This is a genomic window from Tsukamurella sp. DT100 (assembly GCF_049844855.1).
Classification (GTDB): Bacteria; Actinomycetota; Actinomycetes; order Mycobacteriales; family Mycobacteriaceae; genus Tsukamurella.
Genome location: NZ_JBNCLV010000015.1, coordinates 37,440 through 59,086, shown reverse-complemented (window position 1 = coordinate 59,086; position 21,647 = coordinate 37,440). Strand labels below are relative to the sequence as shown.

Annotated in this window: 19 protein-coding genes; 9 read left to right on the top strand and 10 right to left on the bottom strand. The window is 72.1% G+C overall.

Translation table 11 applies throughout. From position 1 onward, the window contains the following. Positions 1-85 precede the first annotated feature (85 nt). From ACLQ3K_RS25160 to ACLQ3K_RS25145, 4 genes are all read right to left on the bottom strand, one after another. Positions 86-1,213: a GNAT family N-acetyltransferase gene (locus tag ACLQ3K_RS25160; protein WP_426002133.1), complete on the bottom strand. Its 1,128-nt coding sequence runs from the start codon at positions 1,211-1,213 to the stop codon at positions 86-88. 104 nt (positions 1,214-1,317) lie between these two features. Next, positions 1,318-2,436, bottom strand: a complete 1,119-nt coding sequence (locus tag ACLQ3K_RS25155; protein WP_426002153.1) for a GNAT family N-acetyltransferase — start codon at positions 2,434-2,436, stop codon at positions 1,318-1,320. A gap of 72 nt (positions 2,437-2,508) precedes the next feature. After that, positions 2,509-3,624 carry a GNAT family N-acetyltransferase gene (locus ACLQ3K_RS25150; protein ID WP_426002132.1) on the bottom strand — a complete coding sequence of 372 codons (1,116 nt, stop codon included), beginning with the start codon at positions 3,622-3,624 and terminating at the stop codon, positions 2,509-2,511. Between the two features lie 9 nt (positions 3,625-3,633). Beyond that, a complete protein-coding gene (locus ACLQ3K_RS25145) occupies positions 3,634-4,749 on the bottom strand; it encodes a citrate/2-methylcitrate synthase (RefSeq protein WP_426002131.1) in 1,116 nt (371 codons plus the stop codon). A 54-nt stretch (positions 4,750-4,803) separates the two neighbouring features. Here ACLQ3K_RS25145 and ACLQ3K_RS25140 point away from each other — a divergent pair, with 54 nt between their 5' ends. Genes ACLQ3K_RS25140 through ACLQ3K_RS25130 form a run of 3 tightly spaced genes read left to right on the top strand, consistent with a single transcriptional unit; the run spans position 4,804 to position 7,610 of the window. Further along, a complete protein-coding gene (locus ACLQ3K_RS25140; RefSeq protein WP_426002130.1) occupies positions 4,804-5,877 on the top strand; it encodes a citrate/2-methylcitrate synthase in 1,074 nt (357 codons plus the stop codon). 42 nt (positions 5,878-5,919) lie between these two features. After that, positions 5,920-6,945, top strand: coding sequence for an ABC transporter substrate-binding protein (locus tag ACLQ3K_RS25135; protein WP_426002129.1), 1,026 nt, complete (start codon positions 5,920-5,922; stop codon positions 6,943-6,945). Further along, positions 6,942-7,610, top strand: a complete 669-nt coding sequence (locus tag ACLQ3K_RS25130; protein ID WP_426002128.1) for a DNA alkylation repair protein — start codon at positions 6,942-6,944, stop codon at positions 7,608-7,610. Before ACLQ3K_RS25135 ends, ACLQ3K_RS25130 begins: the two co-directional genes overlap by 4 nt. Here the strand turns inward: ACLQ3K_RS25130 and ACLQ3K_RS25125 are convergent. Further along, positions 7,597-8,787, bottom strand: coding sequence for a Cmx/CmrA family chloramphenicol efflux MFS transporter (locus ACLQ3K_RS25125; protein ID WP_426002152.1), 1,191 nt, complete (start codon positions 8,785-8,787; stop codon positions 7,597-7,599). The genes ACLQ3K_RS25130 and ACLQ3K_RS25125 overlap by 14 nt on opposite strands. Then, on the bottom strand, positions 8,787-9,542 hold the full coding sequence (locus ACLQ3K_RS25120) for an SDR family oxidoreductase (RefSeq protein ID WP_426002127.1): 756 nt from the start codon (positions 9,540-9,542) through the stop codon (positions 8,787-8,789). Before ACLQ3K_RS25120 ends, ACLQ3K_RS25125 begins: the two co-directional genes overlap by 1 nt. 79 nt (positions 9,543-9,621) lie before the next feature. On the opposite strand from ACLQ3K_RS25120, the gene ACLQ3K_RS25115 reads away from it, so the two are divergent. Next, a complete protein-coding gene (locus ACLQ3K_RS25115) occupies positions 9,622-10,221 on the top strand; it encodes a TetR/AcrR family transcriptional regulator (RefSeq protein WP_336670516.1) in 600 nt (199 codons plus the stop codon). On the opposite strand, the gene ACLQ3K_RS25110 is transcribed toward ACLQ3K_RS25115, so the two are convergent. After that, positions 10,211-10,909, bottom strand: coding sequence for a metal-dependent transcriptional regulator (locus tag ACLQ3K_RS25110; RefSeq protein ID WP_426002126.1), 699 nt, complete (start codon positions 10,907-10,909; stop codon positions 10,211-10,213). The genes ACLQ3K_RS25115 and ACLQ3K_RS25110 overlap by 11 nt on opposite strands. Before the next feature lie 34 nt (positions 10,910-10,943). Here ACLQ3K_RS25110 and ACLQ3K_RS25105 point away from each other — a divergent pair, with 34 nt between their 5' ends. Continuing rightward, on the top strand, positions 10,944-11,906 hold the full coding sequence (locus ACLQ3K_RS25105; protein WP_224649622.1) for a bifunctional riboflavin kinase/FAD synthetase: 963 nt from the start codon (positions 10,944-10,946) through the stop codon (positions 11,904-11,906). 90 nt (positions 11,907-11,996) lie between these two features. Continuing rightward, a complete protein-coding gene (gene rpsO, locus ACLQ3K_RS25100) occupies positions 11,997-12,266 on the top strand; it encodes a 30S ribosomal protein S15 (RefSeq protein ID WP_224649620.1) in 270 nt (89 codons plus the stop codon). A gap of 170 nt (positions 12,267-12,436) precedes the next feature. Here the strand turns inward: rpsO and ACLQ3K_RS25095 are convergent, their stop codons facing one another. Both ACLQ3K_RS25095 and lysX read right to left on the bottom strand, forming a co-directional pair. Then, entirely contained in the window at positions 12,437-13,186 is a 750-nt protein-coding gene (locus tag ACLQ3K_RS25095) for an SDR family NAD(P)-dependent oxidoreductase (RefSeq protein ID WP_426002125.1), read from the bottom strand. Between the two features lie 203 nt (positions 13,187-13,389). After that, positions 13,390-16,764 (bottom strand): bifunctional lysylphosphatidylglycerol synthetase/lysine--tRNA ligase LysX, encoded by a 3,375-nt coding sequence (lysX, locus tag ACLQ3K_RS25090; protein ID WP_426002124.1) that lies wholly within the window; start codon positions 16,762-16,764, stop codon positions 13,390-13,392. Positions 16,765-17,086: 322 nt separating this feature from the next. Between lysX and ACLQ3K_RS25085 the strand changes: the two genes are divergently transcribed. The 3 genes from ACLQ3K_RS25085 to ACLQ3K_RS25075 are packed head-to-tail and all read left to right on the top strand — an operon-like array spanning position 17,087 to position 21,020. Continuing rightward, positions 17,087-19,327, top strand: coding sequence for a polyribonucleotide nucleotidyltransferase (locus ACLQ3K_RS25085; protein ID WP_426002123.1), 2,241 nt, complete (start codon positions 17,087-17,089; stop codon positions 19,325-19,327). A 3-nt stretch (positions 19,328-19,330) separates the two neighbouring features. Beyond that, positions 19,331-20,662, top strand: coding sequence for a M16 family metallopeptidase (locus ACLQ3K_RS25080; protein WP_426002151.1), 1,332 nt, complete (start codon positions 19,331-19,333; stop codon positions 20,660-20,662). A gap of 1 nt (position 20,663) precedes the next feature. Beyond that, the gene (locus tag ACLQ3K_RS25075) at positions 20,664-21,020 is read left to right on the top strand and encodes a hypothetical protein (protein WP_426002122.1); all 357 of its coding nucleotides are present in this window, start codon (positions 20,664-20,666) and stop codon (positions 21,018-21,020) included. A 30-nt stretch (positions 21,021-21,050) separates the two neighbouring features. Here ACLQ3K_RS25075 and ACLQ3K_RS25070 read toward each other — a convergent pair whose 3' ends face one another. Further along, positions 21,051-21,647, bottom strand: coding sequence for a TetR/AcrR family transcriptional regulator (locus ACLQ3K_RS25070; RefSeq protein WP_426002150.1), 597 nt, complete (start codon positions 21,645-21,647; stop codon positions 21,051-21,053).

The window sequence follows — 21,647 nt, the reverse complement described above, 5'->3', positions numbered from 1 at the left end:
ATTTGGGGTGATTTTCTAGGCGAACTAGCCCCGGTGAGTGGCAGGCCCGGGCCGTGCGCATCGTCCTACGGCAACGCCGGATCGACTACTCACGCAGGCGGGTCCATGTCACCCGCGGCGTGGATTCGTCGCCGCGGGTGGGCCAGGTGGTGCCTTCGCGGCGGAAGCCGATGGTTGCGAGCGCGTCCGTGAGATGTGGGCTGGGGTCGGCCGCGGCTATCGTCAACCGCCGGGTGTCCTGGCGCTCCGCAGCGGCCCGGCACGCGGCGATGATCACGGCGTCGGCCGTTCCGTCGGGCACCTCGTGTGCCGTGCGGTCGATGATCTCGGTCGTCGAGGTCCCCAGGTCGACGGAGACCTGGGCCGCGCCGGCTGGACGGCCGTCGACGTGTGCCTCGTACAGCCCGTCACGCCCTGGCTCGAATTCGACGGTGGTTGCATCGCCGGTGCCCGTGACTCGCGGGAGGGCGTGGAGTGCCTCCTCCGGCCTCGACGGGCGCATGCGAACACGCACCTTGCGTGCGCCGAGGCGGGCGGCTCCCAACGTCGCCGCCGGTGATGGCGCGGCCGCCCTCCGTCGAGGCAGGGGCACCGCCCCGATCGCGTCGAGTGTCGCGGCCAGTCGAGCGCGGGCCTCGGCGGTGTTCTCGATCGCGTAGATCGCGTGATCGGCGGGCTCTCCGGCGTATTCGCGCAGCCGGCGCAGAGTCTGGACGTGCTGGAAACCGACCGATTCTGCGAGGGTGGCCGCGGCGCGGTTCTGCACGCACGCCGGTGCGATGATGCGCGGGACATCCGGGAACGCGAGGAAGATGTCCAACACGCATATCGCGAGTGCCCATTGCGCGATGGAAGGGGAACTGCGCGGCATTCCTGCGATCCAGATCGAGGACTCGAGGTGGCCCGTCCGTGGGTCCGGTCCGACGTGCTCGACCTGCCCCACCACGCGTGCGCCGGCTCCGTCCCCGGCGATCAGGACCCGGGAGTGGACGACGAACGGGTCGGTACGGGCGGACCACCACTTGTCGGCCCACGCGGTCGACGAGTGTTCCTTGCGCCAATCGGCATTCGCCTGGCCGAAAGCGGGGCGTAGCCGCTCCTCGTGCTCCAAGCAGGTGCGGCGCCACGAGTCGGCATCCGAGAGCCGGGGCGCACGGAGCTCGACGACGTGTTCGCCGATGCGGAAGCGGCCGGAGGCCGACTGAGTTCTCACCCGACAATGCTACTGCAAATACTCTCTGCAGTGACGCGCGAAGAAGTAGGGGAAGTGCGTGAACTCCGTCCTCGTGGTCCGGCCCGTCGCCCGAGCGGTCGCGGTCACTCCGCCCGGAGGCGGGTCCACGATTCGCGCGGCGTGCCCTCGTCCCCGAGTGTCGGTAGGGTCTGTCCTTCGGAGGCGAAGCCGATCGCGGCGAGCGCGTCGTGGGCGGGGGAGTGCCGATCGGCCAGTGCCACGGTGAGGCGCCGGGTGTCCTGGCGTTCCGCCGCGGCGCGGCAGGCGGCGACGATGACCGCGGCCGCGAGGGCGGACGGCGCGTCGGCGCGCAGCCGGTCGATGATCGTGGTCGTCGAGCTCCCGCCGTCGACGTCGATCTCGAGCGCACCGAGCGGCGCACCGTCGACGGTCACGGGATGGCCTCCGTCGCGCGGAGCCCCGAAAGCGATGTCGAGTCCGTCGTCGGTGCGCGCGAGCGACGGGAACGCGCGGGTGGGGACGGCCCGTCCCGCCGCGCGACCGGCACGCAGGCGTCGGACGCCGATCCGGGCCAGGTCGACCGCCGCGTGGGCGGGCGGCAGCGGCGCGCGGCTCGCCGGCAAAGGTTGCGGATCGACCGAGTCGATGATCCGCTGCAGGTCACGCCGGGATTCGGTGGTGTTGTGCATGACGTAGATGGTGTGATCGACGGGTTCGCCTTCGTAGATGCGCAGTGAGCGCGCGGTCTGGAGATAGGTGAAGCCGAGCGCCTTGGCCAGCGCGAGCGAGCCACGATTCTCCACGGGCTGCACGGCCAGGACTGCCGAGACGTGGGGGGACTGCGCGAACGTGTCCAGGACGTTCACCGCCGACATCCAGAGCGTGACCGCCTTCGACTCGGGCAGGCCGACGACCCACGTGAGGGATTCGACGTGTCCGGCGCGCGGGTCGGGTCCGAGCATCGCCTGTTGGCCGACGACCCGCTGGCTCGAGCCGTCGTCGACGGCGAGCACGCGCGAGAGCACGGTGGTCTCGGCGTTGCGGGAGTTCCACCACTGCTCCGCCCACGCGGCGGTGGAGTGCTCCGTCGCCCAGTCCGTGTCCGGGGTGGCGAACGCGGGGCGGAGTCGCTCCTCGTGCTCGAGTACCGTGCGCCGCCAGGATCGGGCGTCGGACAGGCGCGGAGCGCGGAGTTCGATGGTGTGGTCGCCGATCCTGTAGCGGCCGGCGTGCGAGGGCATCGTCACGCCCGACGATGCTACTGCAAACAGTGTTGTGATGCGCCGTGGCGGCTGCATCGAGTGATCGACGACTCACTCCCGGAGTCGGGTCCACGACTCTCGCGGGGTGCGCTCGTCGCCGCGGGACGGGAGCGCGGGCCCTTCGGAGACGAAGCCGAGGCCGACGAGCTCCTGGGAGGCGGTGGCATGCCGATCGGCCAGCGCGATCGTGAGGCGCCGCGTCCTCTGGCGTGCTGCGGCCGCGCGACACGCCGCGGCGACGACGCCGCCGACCTCGGGAACCGCGCTCGGGGCGAGCCGGTCGATGATCTCGGTGGTCGAGGTCCCCAGGTCGACGGTCACCTCCAGGTCGCCCATGGGGGCGCCGTCCATGTGCACCCGGTACCGCGCATCGCGACCGGCGTCGAACGCGACGGTGTGCCGGTCGGCGGTGTGGGTGACGGCCGGCAGGAGCGGGTCCGCGGGCCGCGAGGGTGTCGTGCGCGCACGTAGGCGGCGCGCGACGAGGTGGGCCGCGCCGAACGCCGCGGACACGGACGGCTTCTCGGCCCGCCGTGCGGGCAGGGGCTGCGCGGCGAGCGCGTCCAGGATCCGTTCCAGCTCCACCCGGCTTGCCGCGGAGTTCTCGACGGCGAAGACGTCGTGGTCGACGGGCTCCCCGGCGTACTCGCGGAGTCGGAACAGGGTCTGCACGTGGTGGAAGCCGACCGCCTCGAGGAGGGCGATCGCGGGGCGGTTGTGCACGTACACCGGGGCGACGATCCGAGGCACCTCCGGATGCGTCCGGAGGACGTCGAGCACGGTCGTCGCGAGCGCCCACCGGGAGACCGGGGTGGAATGCGGGACGCCCGCGAGCCAGATGGAGCTCTCGACGTGACCGGTGCGCCGGTCCGGTCCCACGTGGTCGACCTGTCCCACCACATGGGCGACGGGACCGTCCTCGGCGACGAGCACCCGGGCGTGCACGACGAAGGGGTCGGTGTGGGCCCGCCACCACCGATCCGCCCACGCGGCGGCGGAGTGCTCCGTGCTCCAGTCCGTCATCGCCGTGCCGAATGCGGGGCGGAGGCGCTTCTCGTGCAGGAGGTTGGTGGTGCGCCAGGAGTCCGCGTCCCCGAGCCGCGGTGCGCGGAGCTCGAGGACGTGGTCGCCGATCCGGTAGCGACCGGATGCGGAATCGATACCCACCAGGCGATGTTACTGCAAATTCTCCGGCCCGACGTACTGCGCGGAGGGCCGGATGATCTTGCCCTGGCGGACCTGCTCGAGGATGTTCGCGGTCCAGCCGACGACGCGTGCCACGCCGAACGTCGGCGTGAACATGGACGGCGGCAGGCGGACCTCGGTCATGAGCACGCCCGCGTAGAACTCGACGTTCGCGTAGAGGCGCCGACCGGGCTTGAGTTCGTTGATCCCCGCCTCGATCTCGGCCTCGACCGCGCGCGCCTGGCGCACCAGCGGGGAGTCGAACCGGGTCACCACCTCCTTGAGCAGCTCCGACCGTGGGTCGTGCGTGCGGTAGACGGCGTGCCCGAAGCCCATGATCTTCTCGTCGCGGGCGATCTTCCCGCGCACCCACGCGCGGGTGTTCGCGGGATCGCCGATCTCGTCGAGCGCCGCCAGCGCTCGGCTCGGCGCTCCGCCGTGCAGCGGCCCGAGGAAGGCCCCGAGCGCACCCAGCAGGCACGAGGACATGTCGGAGCCCGTGGAGGCGATCACCCGGCCGGCGAAGGTCGAGGCGTTGAAGCCGTGGTCGATCGTCGCGACCAGGTAGGTCTGCAGCGCGGCCGCGGCGGCCGCGTCCGTGGTCCCGGTCGCCATCCGCAGGTAGTCGGCGGCGTGGCCGGCGTCCGGGTCGGCATCGAGGGGCACCTCGCCCCGTGCCAGACGGTGCGCCGCGGCCAGGATGGCCGGAGTCGCCGCGGCGTACCGCAGCGCGGCCTCGGTCCGTTCGGCCTCCGGCACGTCCATGAGCGGCCGGTCGCCGAGGCCGAGGCCGGCGAGCGCCAGGCGCAGTGCGTGCATCGGCTCGGTATTCGGCCCGACGGTGGCCCGCAGCAGGTCGAGCACGCCGCCCGGCAGGACCCGTAGGGCGCCGGCGCGACGGGCGAAGGCAGCACCGTCGGACGGCCCGGGCAGGCGGCCGAACAGCACGAGGTGCCAGGCGTCCTCGAAGGTGACCTCCGCCGCGAGGCGCGTGGCGTCGTGGCCGCGGTAGTGGAAGTAGCCCTCCTCGCCGCGGACGTCGCCGATCTCGGTGTCGGTCACGATGACGTTCTTGAGCCCGGCCGGGGCGATGAGCGGTGTGGTCATGCCCCGAGTGTGGGCGATATTGATCAACACCCGCAATGTTGATTCAATCAACCCGTGGACCGGTGGATCACGACCTCGGAGGCCGCGGAGCGGCTCGGGGTCAAACGCGGCACCCTGTACTCCTACGTCAGTCGCGGCGTGCTGCACTCGCGGCGCATGCCGGGGCAAGCGGAGTCGCTGTTCGACCGCACCGAGGTCGACTCCCTCGCCGCGGTCAAGCACGACGGCCGGCGGGAGGCCGACCGCCTGCTCCGGTTCCGGGCCGTGACCACGCGGGTCTCGGCGCTCCGCGGCGACGCGCTGTATCTGCGCGGCCGTCCCATCGCGGAGGTCTGCGCGACGATGGATTTCGCGGCGGCCGCGCGCTTCGCGTTGGAGGCGGACCAGGTCGCCGCCCCGCCGGCCGTCGACCTGGACGTCGCGCGGACGGTGGCGCTCGAGCGCAGGATCCCGCTGGCCGTCGCGCTGCTCGCGGCGCGGGATCCGGTGCGGGCGGACCGGTCCCACGTCGCCGAGCGCACGCTCGGCCTGCTGCCGGTGCTCGCGGGGCTGGTACCGGAGGCCCGCCTCGATCACCCCTGGGTCGACGCGCTCGCCACGTGCCTGATCGACAACGGCCTGGCCGCGTCGACGACGGCCGCGCGGGTCGCGGCGTCGGCGCGCGCGGGCTTCTACGACGCGCTGCTGGCCGGGTACGGGGCGATGGCGGGCGTGCTGCACGGCGGCGCGCCGGCCGCCGCCCACGCGATGCTCGGGCGGGTGCTGGACGGCGGCGACATCGACGCGGCGATCGCGGACGCGGCGTGGGGCGGGCACCTCGCGGGCTTCGGCCACATCGTCTACACCGGCGAGGACCCGCGGGCCACCGTCGTGCTGGGCCTGATGCGGGCGGACCGCCCCGACGCACCGGCGCTGCGGGCGGTCGCGGACCTCGCCGCCCGGACCGGCCGGTCCGTCAACATCGACCTCGCGGGAGCGGCGGTCGCGCACACGCTCGGGCTCCCCGCGCGCGCCACCGAGGTGCTGTTCCAGTACGGCCGGACCGTCGGGATGGCGGCGCACATCGCCGAGGAGTACGAGGAGGCGCCGCTGCGCTGGCGGGGCACGAACAGCGGGGGCGTGCGCTGACGCCTGTGGTTCACTAGGTTAGCCAAACCTTAGGAGAATCGCATGCCCGTCGCCGCGCCGCTCGCTCGCCCCGCCACCCGCCGCGATCTGCTCCGCGGCGCGGGACTCCTCGGGGCGGCGACCCTGGCCGTGGCCTGCGGCGCGGGGGAGCCGGACCCGGCCGCGCCCGGGAAGCGGACCGTCGAACACCTGCGGGGGAGCACCGTCGTGCCGGACGATCCGCGCCGGATCGTCACCGTCGGCTTCAGCGACCAGGACCCCGTCCTCGCGCTCGGCGGGTCCCTCGCCGGCGTCACGGACTGGTACGGGGACTACGAGTTCGCGACGTGGCCGTGGGCGCAGGAGGCGCTCGGCGCGCAGCGCCCCGCCGTGCTGAACAAGGGGAAGTTCACCGGCACCCCGGACTACGGGTACGAGGAGATCGCCGCGCTCCGCCCCGACCTCATCCTCGGCCTGTACACGGAGATGAACGCCGAACAGTACGAACGGCTCTCGCGCATCGCGCCGACCGTCGGCCCGCCTGTGGGGTACAAGGAGTTCACCGCTCCGTGGGACGTCGCGACGCGCCTCGCGGGCGACGCTCTCGGTCGGCGCGACGGCGCCGACCGTGCCGTCGACGCCGTGAACGCGAAGGTCGCGCAGGTGCGCGGCGCGCATCCCGAGTTCGCCGGGCGGACGGCCGTGGTCGTCGAGCGCTTTCAGCCGGGATCCACCTTCGTGCGTTCCCCCGGTGATCCGCGGTCACGGCTGCTCACGGAGCTCGGTTTCACCGTCCCGGACGTCGCGGGCAGCGGATCCGGCGGCAACGACGGCACGAACCTGCCCGATGAGCGCATGGCCGAGCTGAACCAGGACGTGCTGGTGTGGAACATCGGCAGCACCCCCGCGATCCGGAACGAGATCGAGGGACTGCCGATCTACGGCACGGTGCCCGCGGTCCGCTCCGGCCGCTCCGTGTTCATCGACGACCCCGTGGTGTCGGGTGCGTGGACCTGGGGCACGGTGCTCAGTATTCCCACCGTCGTCGACACCCTCGCGAGTAGCATCGCGCGCGTGATGACGAGGTGAAGCTGGTCGACGGGATCCGGACGGAGCTGCGCGCCGCCGCGGACCCCGCGCGGGCGCCGAAGATGCAGGCGTACATGAAGTCCGCGATGCCCTTCCTCGGCGTGCCCTCGCCACAGGTGCGCACGATCACCGCCGCCGTGCGACGTCGGCACCCGCCCGCCGACCTCGACGAGTTGCGCGCCGTCGTCCTCGCGCTGTGGGACGACGCGGAGTACCGCGAGGAGCGCTACGCCGCGCAGAATCTCCTGCGTTACCGCCTCGGCACGGGCGACCCCGCGCTGCTCCAGCTGCACGAGCACATAGCCGTCACCGGGGCCTGGTGGGACCACGTCGACGAGACCGCCCGGCACATCGCCGCCCTGCACGACGCACACCCCGAGGACACGGCGGCGGTGGTCCGCGCGTGGAGCCGCGGCGACGACCTGTGGCTGCGGCGGCTCGCCATCGTCTCCCAGCTCGGCCGGAAGGACAGACTCGACACCGCGCTGCTCACCGATGTGATCGAACCCGCCCTGCCCGAGTCGGAGTTCTTCCTGCGCAAGGCGATCGGCTGGGCGCTGCGCGAGCACGCCAAGACCGACCCGGACTGGGTCCGCGCCTACGTGGCCGCTCACGAGGCCGAGCTCAGCGGCCTCTCCCGCCGCGAGGCGCTCAAGAACCTGTGAGACACACGGCCGCTCGCTCCGCGGGCGGCCGGGGCCGCCGTGCGGCGGCGCCGTCCAGCGCCGCGAGCGCGGCGGCGACGACGGCGAGGACCGCGCCCGCGAGGGGCAGAGCGCGGTACGACGCCCCCAGGTCGAGCAGGGTTCCGCCCAGCCACGGCCCCACCGCGATCCCGACGTTGAAGGCCGCCACGGTGAACGCCGGGGCGAGCGTCGGCGCACCCGGGGCGAGGGCGAAGACCCGCGAGTTCAGGGCCGGGTTCGTCACGAATCCCGCCGCCCCGAGGAGCGCCGCCGCGACCGCGGCAGCGGCCGGATGGGGCAGGGCCACCGCGAGCGCCACGGAGGACAGCGCCAGGGCCGCCGTGCCGCCCACCAGGACCGAGCCCGGTCGACGGTCCGCCAGCCGCCCGCCGGCGGCGATCCCGGCCACGGCGCCCACGCCGTAGAGCGCGAGCACGACCGGCACCGTGCCCGGGGCGGTGTGCGAGCTCTCCACGAGCATCGCGCCGAGGTAGCCGAAGCTGATCAGCAGCGCGGCGATGGAGAACGCGGTGATGGCGTACGACGTCCACAGCCGGCCGGTCCGCAGCGCGCGCACCTCCTCCCGGGGGCGCGCCGGTCCGCTCGCCGTGATCCGCGCCGGGACCGTGGTCGCGATCGCCACCCCCGCCACGACGGTCGCGATCGCGACCGCGAGGAAGGTCGCGCGCCAGCCGAGGTGTTGGCCGAGCACGGTCCCGGCCGGGAGGCCGATGACCGTCGCGAGCGTGAGCCCGCCGGCGACGACGCTCATCGCGCGCCCGCGGCGGTCGGCGGGTACCAGGGCGATCGCCGTCGTCGCGGCGACGGCCCAGAAGCCGGCGTAGACGAAGGCGCCGGCGAACCGGGTCGCGAGGAGAACCGCGAAGGAGTCGGTGGTCGCGGCGACCAGGTGGGTGGCGGCGAAGATCCCGGTGAACACCAGCAGCGCCCGCCGTTTCGGCCAGCGCAGCGTGGCGAGAGCGAGGATCGGGGCGCCGATCATCATGCCCAGCGCGAAGACCGAGATGAGCAGGCCCGCCCGGGGGATCGAGATCTGCAGGTCCGCGGCGACGTCGGGCAGGATCCCGGCGAGCATCAGCTCCGATGTCCCCTGCGCGAAGATGCCGAATCCGAGGACGACGACGGCCGGTGGCATCACAGCAGCGACCCGCCGCTCGCGTCGATCCACTGCCCGGTGACCCAACCGGCTGCGTCGGAGACCAGGAAGCCGACGATCCCCGCCACGTCGGCAGGCTGTCCGACCCGTCCGAGCGGCGAGTCCGCCGCCATGGCCGCGCGCCCCTCCGGCGTCGCGAGCCGGGCAGCGTTCATGTCGGTCGCCGTCCCGCCCGGTCCGACCGCGTTCACGGTGATGGCCCGGGGTGCCAGCTCCTTGGCCAGGGCGTGGGTCAGCGCGTCCACCGCCGCCTTGGACATCGCGTAGGGGAGCAGCGCGGGGTTGTACGAGCCGTGGGTGAAGCGCGTGGAGATGTTCACCACCCGGCCGCCGTCCGCCAGCCGCGGGAGCGCGTGCTGGAGGACGAAGAACGGCGCGCGGGTGTTGATCGCCATGACTCGCTCGAAGACGTCCGGCTCGACGTCGGCGAACGGGATTCGCCCGCCCAGGATTCCGGCGTTGTTGATCACGATGTCGGCGCGCGGGGCCTCCCTGTCGTACTGCTCCCACAGCTGCGCCGGCGCTTCCTCGTCGGCGAGGTCGACGCGGATCGGGAACGCCCGGCCGCCGCGCTCCTCGATCGCATGCACGACGCTCTCCGCCGCCTCACGGTCCGCGCCGTAGTGGACCGCCACCGTCGCCCCCCGGTCCGCGAGGTCGTCCGCGATCGCGCGCCCGATCCCGCGACTCGCTCCCGTGACCAGGGCGTACCTGCCTGCCAGATCGTCGCTCACGTGTTCCGCTCCTTTTCGTAGTGAATGCTACGAAAAGGAATCTAGCAGCAATGCGTAGCGATCGCTATAGAATGGGGTCATGGCGACGACGACCCGAGGCAGGCCGCGCTCCTTCGACCGGGGCGCCGCGCTCGGCGCCGCCGCTCTGCTGTTCTGGGAGAAGGGCTTCGAAGCCACCTCGATCCGCGATCTGACGGAGCGGCTCGGTGTCGAGGCGCCGAGCCTCTACCGCGCTTTCGGCGACAAGCGGCGCCTCTTCGAGGAGGCGGTCGCCGAATACGACCGCACCTACGGGGGTTTCATCGACCTCGCGTTCGCGGAGGAGTCCACCGCACAGGCGGTGGTTCTCCGCCTCCTCGCCGAGGGGCCCCGGAGGTACACGCGCGCCGGCCTGCCCCGCGGCTGCCTCGTCGTCAGCGGCGACGCCGGGACGGCGGACGCCGAGGTCACGGGCTACATGATCGCGATGCGGTCCGCCAACGTCGCGCGGCTGGCCGAGCGCATCGCCCGCGACATCGACAGCGGTGCGCTGCCCGCCACCGTCGACGCGCTCGCGCTCGCGCGGTTCGTCTTCGCGACCCTGAACGGGCTCGCCGCGGCGGCGCGCGAGGGGGTGCCGCTGGAGGAGCTGGAGGCGGTGGCCGCGATCGCCGCGGGCGCCTGGCCCGTCAGCTCCTGACCCAGATGGCCTGCGCGGCCACGTCGCCCAGGTCCAGCGGCGCACCGTCGTCGACGGTGACGGCGACGGTCCCGAGGAACTTGCGCAGCTCCACGACCTCGATCCGCGCGTCGGGCGCGATCCCGACCTCCTGGAAGTAGCGCAGCATCTCGGGGTCGGAGTCGGAGATCCGGGCGACGGTGCCGGACTGGCCCGCCGTGAGCTCGGACAGCAGGCAGGCGTCGGGGGTGGGGACGGTGCCGTCGGGCTGGGGGATCGGGTCGCCGTGCGGGTCGCGGTCGGGGTAGCCGAGCCGCTCGTCGAGGCGTGCGAGGAAGCGCTCGGAGACGGCGTGTTCGAGGACCTCGGCCTCGTCGTGCACCTCGTCCCAGCCGTAGCCCAGCTCCGAGACCAGGAAGGTCTCGAGGAGCCGGTGCCGGCGCACCATCGCCGTGGCCGCGGCGCGCCCGTCGTCGGTGAGGGTGACCGCCCCGTACTTCTCGTGGTCGACCAGCCCCTGGTCGGCCAGCTTGCGAATGGCCTCGGAGGCGGTGGACGCGGAGACGCCGAGCGCATCGGCGAGCGACTTCGTCGTGACCTTCACATCGGACCACTCCTGGGCGGTCCAGATCTGCTTGAGGTAGTCCTGCGTGACCGCGGATAGCTCGCCGACGGGGCGCGGCGAATCGGGCAGGGGAGGCTTGGGCACGCACCCACCATAGGCCGTCCGATAGGGTGAGTGCGTGCTTCGCTGGCGAGGGCTCGATGACGTTCCCGCGGACTGGGGACGGTGTGTCGTAACGATCGGCGTGTTCGACGGTGTTCACCGTGGACACGCCCAACTGATCGCACGAGCGACCGCGGAGGCCCACGAACGTGGCCTCCCCGCGGTCCTCATGACGTTCGATCCGCATCCCGCGGAGGTGGTGCGGCCCGGATCGCATCCGCCGCAATTGACGACGCTGACCAGGCGGGCCGAGCTCGCCGAGGAGCTCGGCATCGACGTCTTCTGCGTGATGCCCTTCACCGCCACCGTCATGGCGCAACCGGCCGAGGACTTCGTGCACTCCGTGTTGGTCGAGCGGCTGCACGCCGCCGCGGTCGTGGTGGGGGACAACTTCACCTTCGGCTACCGGGCCCTCGGCAACGTCGAGATGCTGGCCCGCCTGGGGCACAAGTTCGGCTTCTCCGTGGACGCGGTGCCGCTGCTGACCGAGCACTCGGTGACCTACTCCTCGACGTACATCCGCTCCTGCGTGGACGCGGGCGACGTCAAGGCCGCCGCCGAGGCGCTGGGGCGCCCGCACCGGGTGGAGGGCGTCGTCGTGCGCGGCGACGGCCGCGGCCGCGAGCTGGGCTTCCCGACGGCGAACGTCGCCCCGCCCATGTTCGCCGCGATCCCCGCCGACGGCGTGTACGCCGCGTGGTTCACCGTGCTCGGCGCGGGCCCCGTCGTGGGGCAGGTCACGCCCGGCGAGCGCTATCCGGCCGCGGTGTCGGTGGGCAGCAACCCGACCTTCTCGGGGCGTACGCGCACCGTCGAGGCCTTCGTACTGGACACGTCCGCCGATCTCTACGGCCAGCACGTCGCCGTCGACTTCGTGGACCGGGTGCGCGGCATGGAGCGGTTCGACTCCATCGATGCGCTGCTCATCGCGATGGGTGGGGACGTCGACAAGACCCGCGCGATTCTGGGAATCCCCTGACTCCTGGTAACGTGGTCGATCGTGCCTGCTGCGGTTCGCGGTGGCGGCACGGATCCATGACGACGCGATACTGAAACAAGGAGTTCCTCCATGTCGCTCACCACTGAGCAGAAGAAGTCGATCCTCGCCGAGTACGGCCTCCACGAGACCGACACCGGTTCCCCCGAGGCGCAGGTCGCGATGCTGACCAAGCGCATCACCGACCTGACCGAGCACCTCAAGCAGCACAAGCACGATCACCACAGCCGCCGCGGCCTGCTGCTGCTGGTCGGCCGTCGTCGCCGTCTGCTGAAGTACGTCGCCTCGGTCGACATCAACCGCTACCGCGCGCTCATCGAGCGCCTCGGCCTGCGTCGCTAAGAGCCTTCATCGAACGGCTCCTTCCCGGATCCCCGGGGGCGGGCCGTTCGGCGTTTCCGGGTCCGCCGATCCCGGGCGCCTCACGATGTCGAGGTTCCGGCGGGTACGCGTGTTCTCACGCACCTGTGTCCGTGCAGAACTCGACATCGTGAGCGAGCACGAGGCGCGCGTCAGCCGCGGCCCAGCAGGGTGCCGCCGTTGACCTGCAGGATCTGGCCGGTGGTCCAGCCCGCGTCGGGCGCGGCGAGGTAGGCCACCGCCGCGGCGACCTCCTCGGGGGTGCCGGGGCGGCCCGCCGGGATCTGCGCGACGCGGCTGTCGTGGAGCTCGGTCGTGAGTCGGTCGGCCCAGAACTCCGTCGCCGGCACGAACCCGGGCGCGACCACGTTGACGGTGACGCCCTCGGACGCCAATTCCAGGGCGAGCCCCGCCGACCAGGCGTGCAGCGCGCCCTTCGCCGCGCCGTACGCGCCGGGGCCGCGGAGCCCCGCGATCGAGCTGATCGAGACGATCCGGCCGCCGGGGCGGGCGAGGTGCGGCCGCAGCGCCTCGGTCGCGAGGACGGCCGTGATCACGTTGAGCCGGAACGTCGTGGCGTACGCCTCCGCCGTCCCTGCGAGGCCGCCCGGCGCGCCCTCGCGGGCCGGGTTGCCACCCACGTTGTTCACCAGCACGTCGACGGTGCCGCCCGCGCCGATCCGGTCGGCGAGAGCGTGGACGGCCGACGGATCGGCCACGTCCGCGACCTCGGCGGATACCCGCTGCGCACCGAGCGCGGCGTTGATCGTGGCCGCGGTCTCCGCGAGCACGTCCGCACGCCTGCCCACGATCACCACGTCGTTCCCGTCGGCGGCCAGACGGTGCGCGATCGCCCGCCCGATCCCCGTTCCGCCGCCCGTCACCACTGCACGCCTCGTCATCGTTCGAATGTCTCACGATTTCGGCGAGCCCGCAGGGGCGCGCATCGCCGGCGGGCCGTGAATCCACGGCTCAGGCGCACACGAAGCCAGAATCTGCCTCGTGTGGATCTGAGCCGTGGATTCACAGCGGCTTCCTGATCCGGTCGCAATCTGGCCGTGGTCAGCAGGATCGCCACCCCGTCCCAGGTCGTGAACGCGGGCGCTCAGCGGTCCTGCGGCTTGACGAACGGGAAGGCCAGGGTGGCGCGGATGTTCACGCCCGCCAGCAGCATGACGATGCGGTCCACGCCGATGCCCAGGCCGCCGGTGGGCGGCATCGCGTAGGAGAGGGCGTCGAGGAAGGACTCGTCGAGCTCCATCGCCTCGGGATCGCCGGCGGCCGCGGCCATCGACTGCTTCGTGAGCCGCTCGCGCTGATCGATCGGGTCCGTGAGCTCCGTGTACGCGGTGCCGAGCTCGGCGCCGAAGCCCACCAGATCCCACTGCTCCGTGAGCCGCGGATCGTCGCGGTGCCTGCGCGCCAGCGGCGACACCTCGACCGGGAAGTCGCAGTAGAACGTCGGGAACTCGGTCTGCTTCTCGACCAGCGCCTCGTACAGCTCCATCACCAGTTTGCCTGCGGTCGCGCCGCGCGGCACCGCCACGTGGTGCCGCGCGCACACCGCGGACACCTCCTCGAGCGTCGACGCCGACGTCAGGTCGACGCCCGCCGCCGTCGAGACCGCGGAATGCACCGTGACGACGGGCCATTCCGCCGTGAGGTCCACCTCGCGCGTGCCCCCGGCACCGTCGGGCCGCACGGCGACCGGTCGCCCGTTGACCGCCACGGCCGCGGCGAGGATCACCTCGCGCGTGAGCGTCCGCATCGTCGTGTAATCGCCGTACGCCTCGTAGGCCTCGAGCGCTGTGAACTCCGGGTTGTGCGTCGCGTCGGCGCCCTCGTTGCGGAAGTTCCGGTTCAGCTCGAAGATCCGGCCCATGCCGCCCACGGCCAGGCGCTTGAGGTAGAGCTCCGGCGCGATCCGCAGGTAGAGCCCCATGTCGTAGGCGTTGATGTGCGTGGTGAAGGGGCGGGCCGCGGCGCCGCCGTGCACCGACTGCAGCATCGGCGTCTCGACCTCGGTGAAATCGCGGCCCACGAACACGGCGCGCATCGCGGCGACCGCGCGCGAGCGCCGGTACAGCAGGTCGACGGCGCCGTCGTCGGTGATGAGCTCCAGCGGGCGGTTCCGCGCCCGGGTCTCGTCGCCGAGCCGTGCGCGCGTCTTCGGGACGGGGGAGAGGCACTTGCCGGCCATGGCCCACGACCCGAGCAGGACGGACGGCTCGCCGGTACGGGAGCGGACGACTTCGCCGGTCACCGACACCAGGTCGCCCATGTCGATCGCCGTGCGCCACAGCGCCCGAGCGTCGTCCGGGGTTCGGGTGCGCTCGGCGATCACCTGCAGATGGGCGCCGTCCTCGTGCAGGTCGACGAAGGTGACGCCGCCGTAGTCGCGTACCGCGCGCACCCGCCCGGTCACCGAGACGACGGTGCCGGAGGCACCGTCGGGCGCGAGGCCGGACGCCTGCTCCCGGACCGCCGCGAGCGAGGTGGTGCGGGGCACCGACGGGGGATAGCCGGGCATCCCGGCGTCCTCCAGGGCGCGGAGCTTGCGCCGGCGCACCCGCTGCTGCTCGGAGAGCCGGACGGGCGGAGCCTCCCGACGAAGGAGGCGCTCCTCCTCGGCGAGCAGCCGGTCGACGAACTCGGTGTCGCGCGGGAACTCGTCCGGGATCGACGGTCCCGCGAGGAACTTCGGGCCGATCTGCGGCAGGAAGCCCTCGGCGGTGCCGACGGCGATACCGGCGCGGACCGCACTGAGCGAGGGGTCGTAGCAGAGGACCCGCGGCACCCAGTCCGGGCGGTACTTGTCGTTGGAGCGGTACAGGGATTCGAGCTGGTAGAACTTCGACGCGAAGCTCAGCACGGAGTCGACCATCCGGGTGACGGGCCCCGCTCCGACGCGGTCCGCCTCGGAGAAGACGGACCGGAAGACCGCGAAGTTCAGGGAGATCCGCCGGATCCCGATCTCGCCGCAGTGCTCGATGAGCTTGGCGACCATGAACTCGTTGAGGCCGTTCTCGGCGTCGCGGTCGCGCCGCATCAGGTCCAGGGAGAGGCCGCGCGTGCCCCACGGCACGAAGCTGAGCAGGCCCCGCACCACCCCGTCGGCGCTGTGGGCGGAGACGAGCACGCAGCGGCCGTCGACGGGGTCGCCGATCCGGTTGAGGGCCATCGAGAATCCGCGCTCGGTCTCCTCGCCGCGCCACTGCTCGGCGAGCGCGGCCACCTCCGCCAACTCCGCGGCGGACAGGTCGCCGTGCCGACGGACCTTGAGGATGTAGCCCGCGCCGGCGACGCGGGTCACGGCCTGGCGGACCGCGCGCATGTCGCGGCCCTTGAGGGTGAAGGCGTCGACGTGGATGATCGCCTCGTCGCCGATGGTCAGGGTGCGCAGCCCGGCGTCCTCGTAGGCGGTGGCGCCGTCGGCGCTCGCCGCCAGCACGGCGGGGTAGAGGCTGTGCGAGCGGCAGTCCTCGATCCACGCCGCGACCGCGGCGGGCCACGAGTCGCGGTGGCCGATCGGATCGGCGCTCGCCATCGACACGGGCCCGACGGCGCGGCAGGTCACCACGGCCCGCCGGTCGGGGGAGGCGATCACGGCCTTGTCGCGCCGGGTGGCGAAGTAGCCCAGGGAGTCGTCCTCGCCGTACTCGAGCAGGAGCCGCCGCACCTCGAGTTCCTCGGGCTCGGTCATCAGCTCGTCGCCGCGCCCGGCCCGCCAGAAGGCCATGAGGGCGAGGATCAGCACCGACGCGGACAGGACGCCGGCCAGCGAGTAGAGCCACATCGGACCGGAGTGCCCGTTGAGCGCGACGTCGATCCGTCGCGGAACCGCCACGCCGAATGTGGATCGGAGCGACCACACGAGGATCTCGACGGTGCCGTTGAGGCGATTCGACCCTCGGCCCGGGAAGGTGAACGCGAGCGCGACGACCACGAGGTAGACGCCGACGAAGCCGCCGACCAGGACGCCGAACGCGGCGCGGCGCGAACCCCGGGCGAGCTTCGCGGGGTACTGCGGGCGGGCGGCGATGACCAGCGCGAGGCAGACGGCGCTGATGGCCGCGGTGAGCGCGGCGCCCGGCAGGGAGAAGCGCACGGACACGTACGCCTCGATGAAGGGCGGGAGGTGGCGCGTCTCGTCGGGGTCGAGCTGGTCGGTCGCGACGATCACCAGCGTCGCGATGTTCACCAGCACCTGCAGCGACATCATGATGACGGCGACGGTGTGCGCGGCGCGCAGGCGCCGGCGGAGCGCGCCCAGGAGCACGGTGAGCGCCGCGACGAGCAGCAGGCTCGGGTGCGAGGGGATGCCGACGATGCCGAGGAGGTCCGCCACCAGGGGCAGGATCCGGTCGCTGCGGATGACCACGCTGAGCAGGGAGACGATGCCCGCGGCCGTGATCATGTGCGCCAGCCACGTCGCCGTCGCCTCCTGCACGCGTTCCCGGCTGCTCTGCGACACGGACATCCTCCTCGGGGGGTGTGCACGGCGTGTGCGACTCACGTGGAAAAGACTCCCGATGATAGCCTTGGTGCAGGTCCGTCCGACGTCGGTGCCGGTAGAACCGGTCCCCGACTTCTGCGGTGCGCCGTCACGGTGTCACTCCCCGCGGGGTGGTCCTCGGTAGTGGTTGCCGGAAACCTCGTCGTCTCGACGAGCGGGTCCGGCGGCTTCGATCGATGACCGCGCCCTCGGCGCCCCGCCGCCATGTCGAACGACTCCGGCCGCGCGCAGCATGCGCGCCGCCAGGTGGGGACGGTCCGCGCGAAGAAAGGTTTCTTCACTCTTCATGACAGACAACACTCAGGTCGAGTACGACGACGACATCACCGAAGCGGTCGCCGTCATCGACAACGGTTCCTTCGGCACGCGCACCATCCGGTTCGAGACCGGCCGGTTCGCCCAGCAGGCCGCGGGCTCCGTGGCCGCGTACCTCGACGACGAGACGATGCTGCTCTCGGCCACGTCGCACAGCAAGCAGCCGAAGGAGCACTTCGACTTCTTCCCGCTGACGATCGACGTCGAGGAGCGCATGTACGCCGCGGGTCGCATCCCCGGCTCGTTCTTCCGTCGCGAGGGTCGCCCGTCGACCGACGCGATCCTGGCGTGCCGCCTGATCGACCGGCCGCTGCGCCCGTCCTTCGTCGCCGGCCTCCGCAACGAGATCCAGGTCGTCGTGACCGTCATGTCGCTCGATCCCAAGGATCTGTACGACGTGGTCGCGATCAACGCCGCCTCGGCGTCGACCCAGATCGCGGGCCTGCCCTTCTCCGGCCCCGTCGGCGGCGTGCGCGTCGCGCTCATCGACGGCCAGTGGGTCGCCTTCCCGACCGTCGAGCAGCTCGAGCGCGCCGTCTTCGACATGGTCGTCGCGGGCCGCATCGTCTCGGGCTCCGGTAAGGATGCCGACGTCGCGATCATGATGGTCGAGGCCGAGGCCACCGAGAACGTCATCGACCTCATCGCGGGCGGCGCCACCGCGCCCACCGAGACCGTCGTGGCCGAGGGCCTCGAGGCCGCCAAGCCCTTCATCGCCGTGCTCTGCGAGGCGCAGAAGCAGCTGGCCGCCGGGGCGTCGAAGCCCACCGGCGAGTTCCCGCTGTTCCCGCCGTACCAGGACGACGTCTTCGCCGCCGTCGAGGCCGCGGGCGCCGCGAAGCTCAACGACGCGCTGTCGATCGCCGGCAAGCAGGAGCGCGACAACGCCACCGACGTCGTCAAGGCCGAGGTGCTCGAGGCCGTGGGCCCGCAGTTCGAGGGCCGCGAGGGCGAGATCGGCGCGGCGTTCCGCTCGCTGACCAAGAAGCTGGTGCGCCAGCGCATCCTCACCGACCACTTCCGCATCGACGGTCGTGGCATCACCGACATCCGTTCGCTGAGCGCCGAGATCGCCGTGATCCCGCGCGCCCACGGCAGCGCCCTGTTCGAGCGCGGCGAGACCCAGATCCTGGGCGTCACCACGCTGGACATGGTGAAGATGGCGCAGCAGATCGACTCGCTCGGACCCGAGAAGTCGAAGCGCTACATGCACCACTACAACTTCCCGCCGTACTCGACCGGTGAGACCGGCCGCGTCGGCTCGCCGAAGCGCCGCGAGATCGGCCACGGCGCGCTCGCCGAGCGTGCCCTCGTGCCGGTGCTGCCCTCGGTGGAGGAATTCCCCTACGCCATCCGCCAGGTCTCGGAGGCCCTCAGCTCCAACGGCTCCACGTCGATGGGCTCGGTCTGCGCTTCGACGATGTCGCTGCTCAACGCCGGCGTGCCGCTCAAGGCGCCCGTCGCGGGCATCGCCATGGGCCTGGTGTCCGACGAGGTCGACGGTCAGGCCCGCTACGTGGCCCTGACCGACATCCTCGGTGCCGAGGACGCCTTCGGCGACATGGACTTCAAGGTCGCCGGTACGTCCGACTTCGTCACCGCCCTGCAGCTGGACACCAAGCTGGACGGCATCCCGTCGCAGGTCCTGGCCGGCGCGCTGGCCCAGGCGAAGGACGCCCGCACCACGATCCTCGAGGTCATGGCCGAGGCGATCGACGCGCCCGACGAGATGAGCGTGTACGCCCCGCGGATCACCACGATCAAGGTGCCGATCGACAAGATCGGCGAGGTCATCGGACCCAAGGGCAAGACGATCAACTCCATCACCGAGGAGACCGGCGCCAACATCTCGATCGAGGATGACGGCACCGTGTTCGTCGGTGCGGCCGACGGCCCGTCGGCCCAGGCGGCGATCGACCGGATCAACGCCATCGCCAACCCGCAGCTGCCGAAGGTGGGCGAGCGCTTCCTGGGCACCGTGGTCAAGACCACGGCGTTCGGCGCCTTCGTCTCGCTGGTCCCCGGCCGCGACGGCCTGGTGCACATCAGCAAGCTGGGCAGCGGCAAGCGCGTGAACAAGGTCGAGGACGTGGTCAACGTCGGCAGCAAGCTGCAGGTCGAGATCGCCGACATCGACGAGCGCGGCAAGATCAGCCTGATCCCCGTCGTGGAGGAGAAGGCCGCCGAGGCCGCTCCTGCGGGCGAGGAGTAGGAACTGAGCAGCCTGACATCACGGGCTGCGCGGACGGGGGCATCCGGATCGGGTGCCCCCGTTCGTCGTAGCGTCCTGCCCGGCGGCCTGCGGGTGGTCACGGAGACGGTGCCGGGTTCCCGGTCCGCCGCCGTCGGCCTGTGGGTCGCGGTCGGCTCGCGCGACGAGCACCCCACCTCCGCGGGGTCCGCGCACTTCCTGGAGCACCTGCTGTTCAAGGCGACGCCGCATCGCGACGCGGCGTCCCTCGCCGCCGAGGTGGACGCCGTCGGCGGCGAGATCAACGCCTTCACCAGCAAGGAGCACACCTGCTACTACGCGCACGTGCTCGACGTCGACCTCGAGCTCGCGGTCGACGTGGTGACCGACGTGGTCCTCGGCGGCCTGTGCCGCCCCGCCGACGTGGACGTGGAGCGCGAGGTCGTGCTCGAGGAACTCGCCATGCGCGACGACGATCCGGAGGACCTGGTCAACGAGGCCGCCACCGCGGCCCTGCTGGGTGACCACCCGCTGGCGCGGCCCGTGCTGGGGACCGAGGAATCGGTGTCCGCGATGACCGCCGCTCGCTTGCGGGGCTTCCATCGCCGTCGCTATACGCCGGAGAAGATGGTCCTGGCCGTCGCTGGCAATGTCACGCACGCGCAGGTGGTCAAGCTGGCGCGCAAGGCCTTCGCGGGCCGGGTCGACGGTGCCGCCGATTCCGCGCCGATCCGCACGGGCGCCCGGCGCCGACCGGGTGCGCCGACGCTCGAGGTGGTGAACCGGGACGGGGAGCAGTCGCACCTCGTCGCGGGCACCCGCGCGTACGGCCGGTTCCACCCGGACCGATGGGCGCTGTCCGTGCTCAACACCGCGATCGGCGGGGGCCTGAGTTCGCGCCTGTTCCAGGAGATCCGGGAGCAGCGCGGCCTCGCGTACACGGTCTATTCGGCCGTCGACACCTACGCCGACACGGGGCTGTTCTCGGTGTACGCCGGGTGCTCCCCGGACCGTCTGGGTGAGGTGACGACGGTCGCGCGGAAGGTCCTCGAGGACGTCCGCGACGACGGCCTCACCGACGAGGAACTGGCTCGCGCCAAGGGCTCGCTCCGCGGCGGGCTGGTGCTGGGCCTGGAGGACGCGCAGTCCCGCATGCACCGCATCGGCCGCAGCGAGATCAACTACCAGAACCAGCGCACCATCACCCGCACGCTCGCGACGATCGACAAGGTCTCGGCAGCGGACGTGAACCGCGTCGCGCGGGATCTGCTCTCGCAGCCCTTCGGCGGCGCGGTCCTCGGCCCGCACCGTGGTCGACGGGGCGTGCCCGCGCCGGTCCGGAACTGGCTGGGCTGACATGACGCACTTCCTCGCTGCAGGCGGCTGGGACTCGTGGACCGGCGTGCAGCGAGCAGGTTTCGTCATCGCGAGCGCGTTGACGTTCCTCGCCATCGGTACCGGCTATTTCGATCGGTCGTCGCCCCATTTCCGTGTCGCGCGGTCCGTGTACTGGGGACTTGCGGCCGCGACCGGGCTGGTGGTCGTCGCGACGTGGCCGTTCCCGGGTGGGGTGATGTTCGCCGTCGTCGCCGTTCCGTTCCTGTGGGCGGCGATGGCGCTGCGCATGAATATCGACTTCGTGCGACCTGATCGCTGGAACGACGGGCGGGGACGTCCCGATGATCCCAGCACGTCGTCCGACGATGCGCGCTGAGCCGTTAGCGTGTCGTCGTCGCCAGTGGCGCTACGCCTGCTCGGGTGAGGGTATGGCGAGCCGAACGTGTTCGCGCAGTGCGGAACCCGCCGCCAGCAGGGGAGCCGCGCTGCGCAGCGACCGGGCGAGGATGAACGCGCCCTCCAGCGAGCTCAGCACCGCCAGCGTCAACTCGCGCGCCGCCACGTCGTCGAGCCCGCGCGCCACGAAGTACGCGGTACCGCCACTGATCCAGTCGGCGAAGACCTCCGCCGCCGCGGCGGCGACCTCGGGCTCGGAGTCGGCGACCTCGCCCGCGACGGTGCCCACGGGGCACATCGTGATCCAGCCCGCCTCCGCGATGTGCTCGGCGGCCAGCGCGAACGCGCCCGGGATCGCGTCCTCGAGGTCGGGCGCACCGTCGAGCAGGGCGGGTAGGAGGGCCATGTACGCCGCGCCGGAGGAGCGCAGCGCAGCCGCGGCGACCTCGGGCTTTCCGCCCGGGAAGTGATGGTAGAGGGAGCCCATCGTGGCGCCGGCGGCCTCGGTCAGCTGCTTGACGGTGGTCGCCCCGTAGCCCTGGCGGCGGAGGAGTTCGCCCATCGCGACGACGAGGCGCTCGCGGGTGGGCATTGACCGGTCGACCAT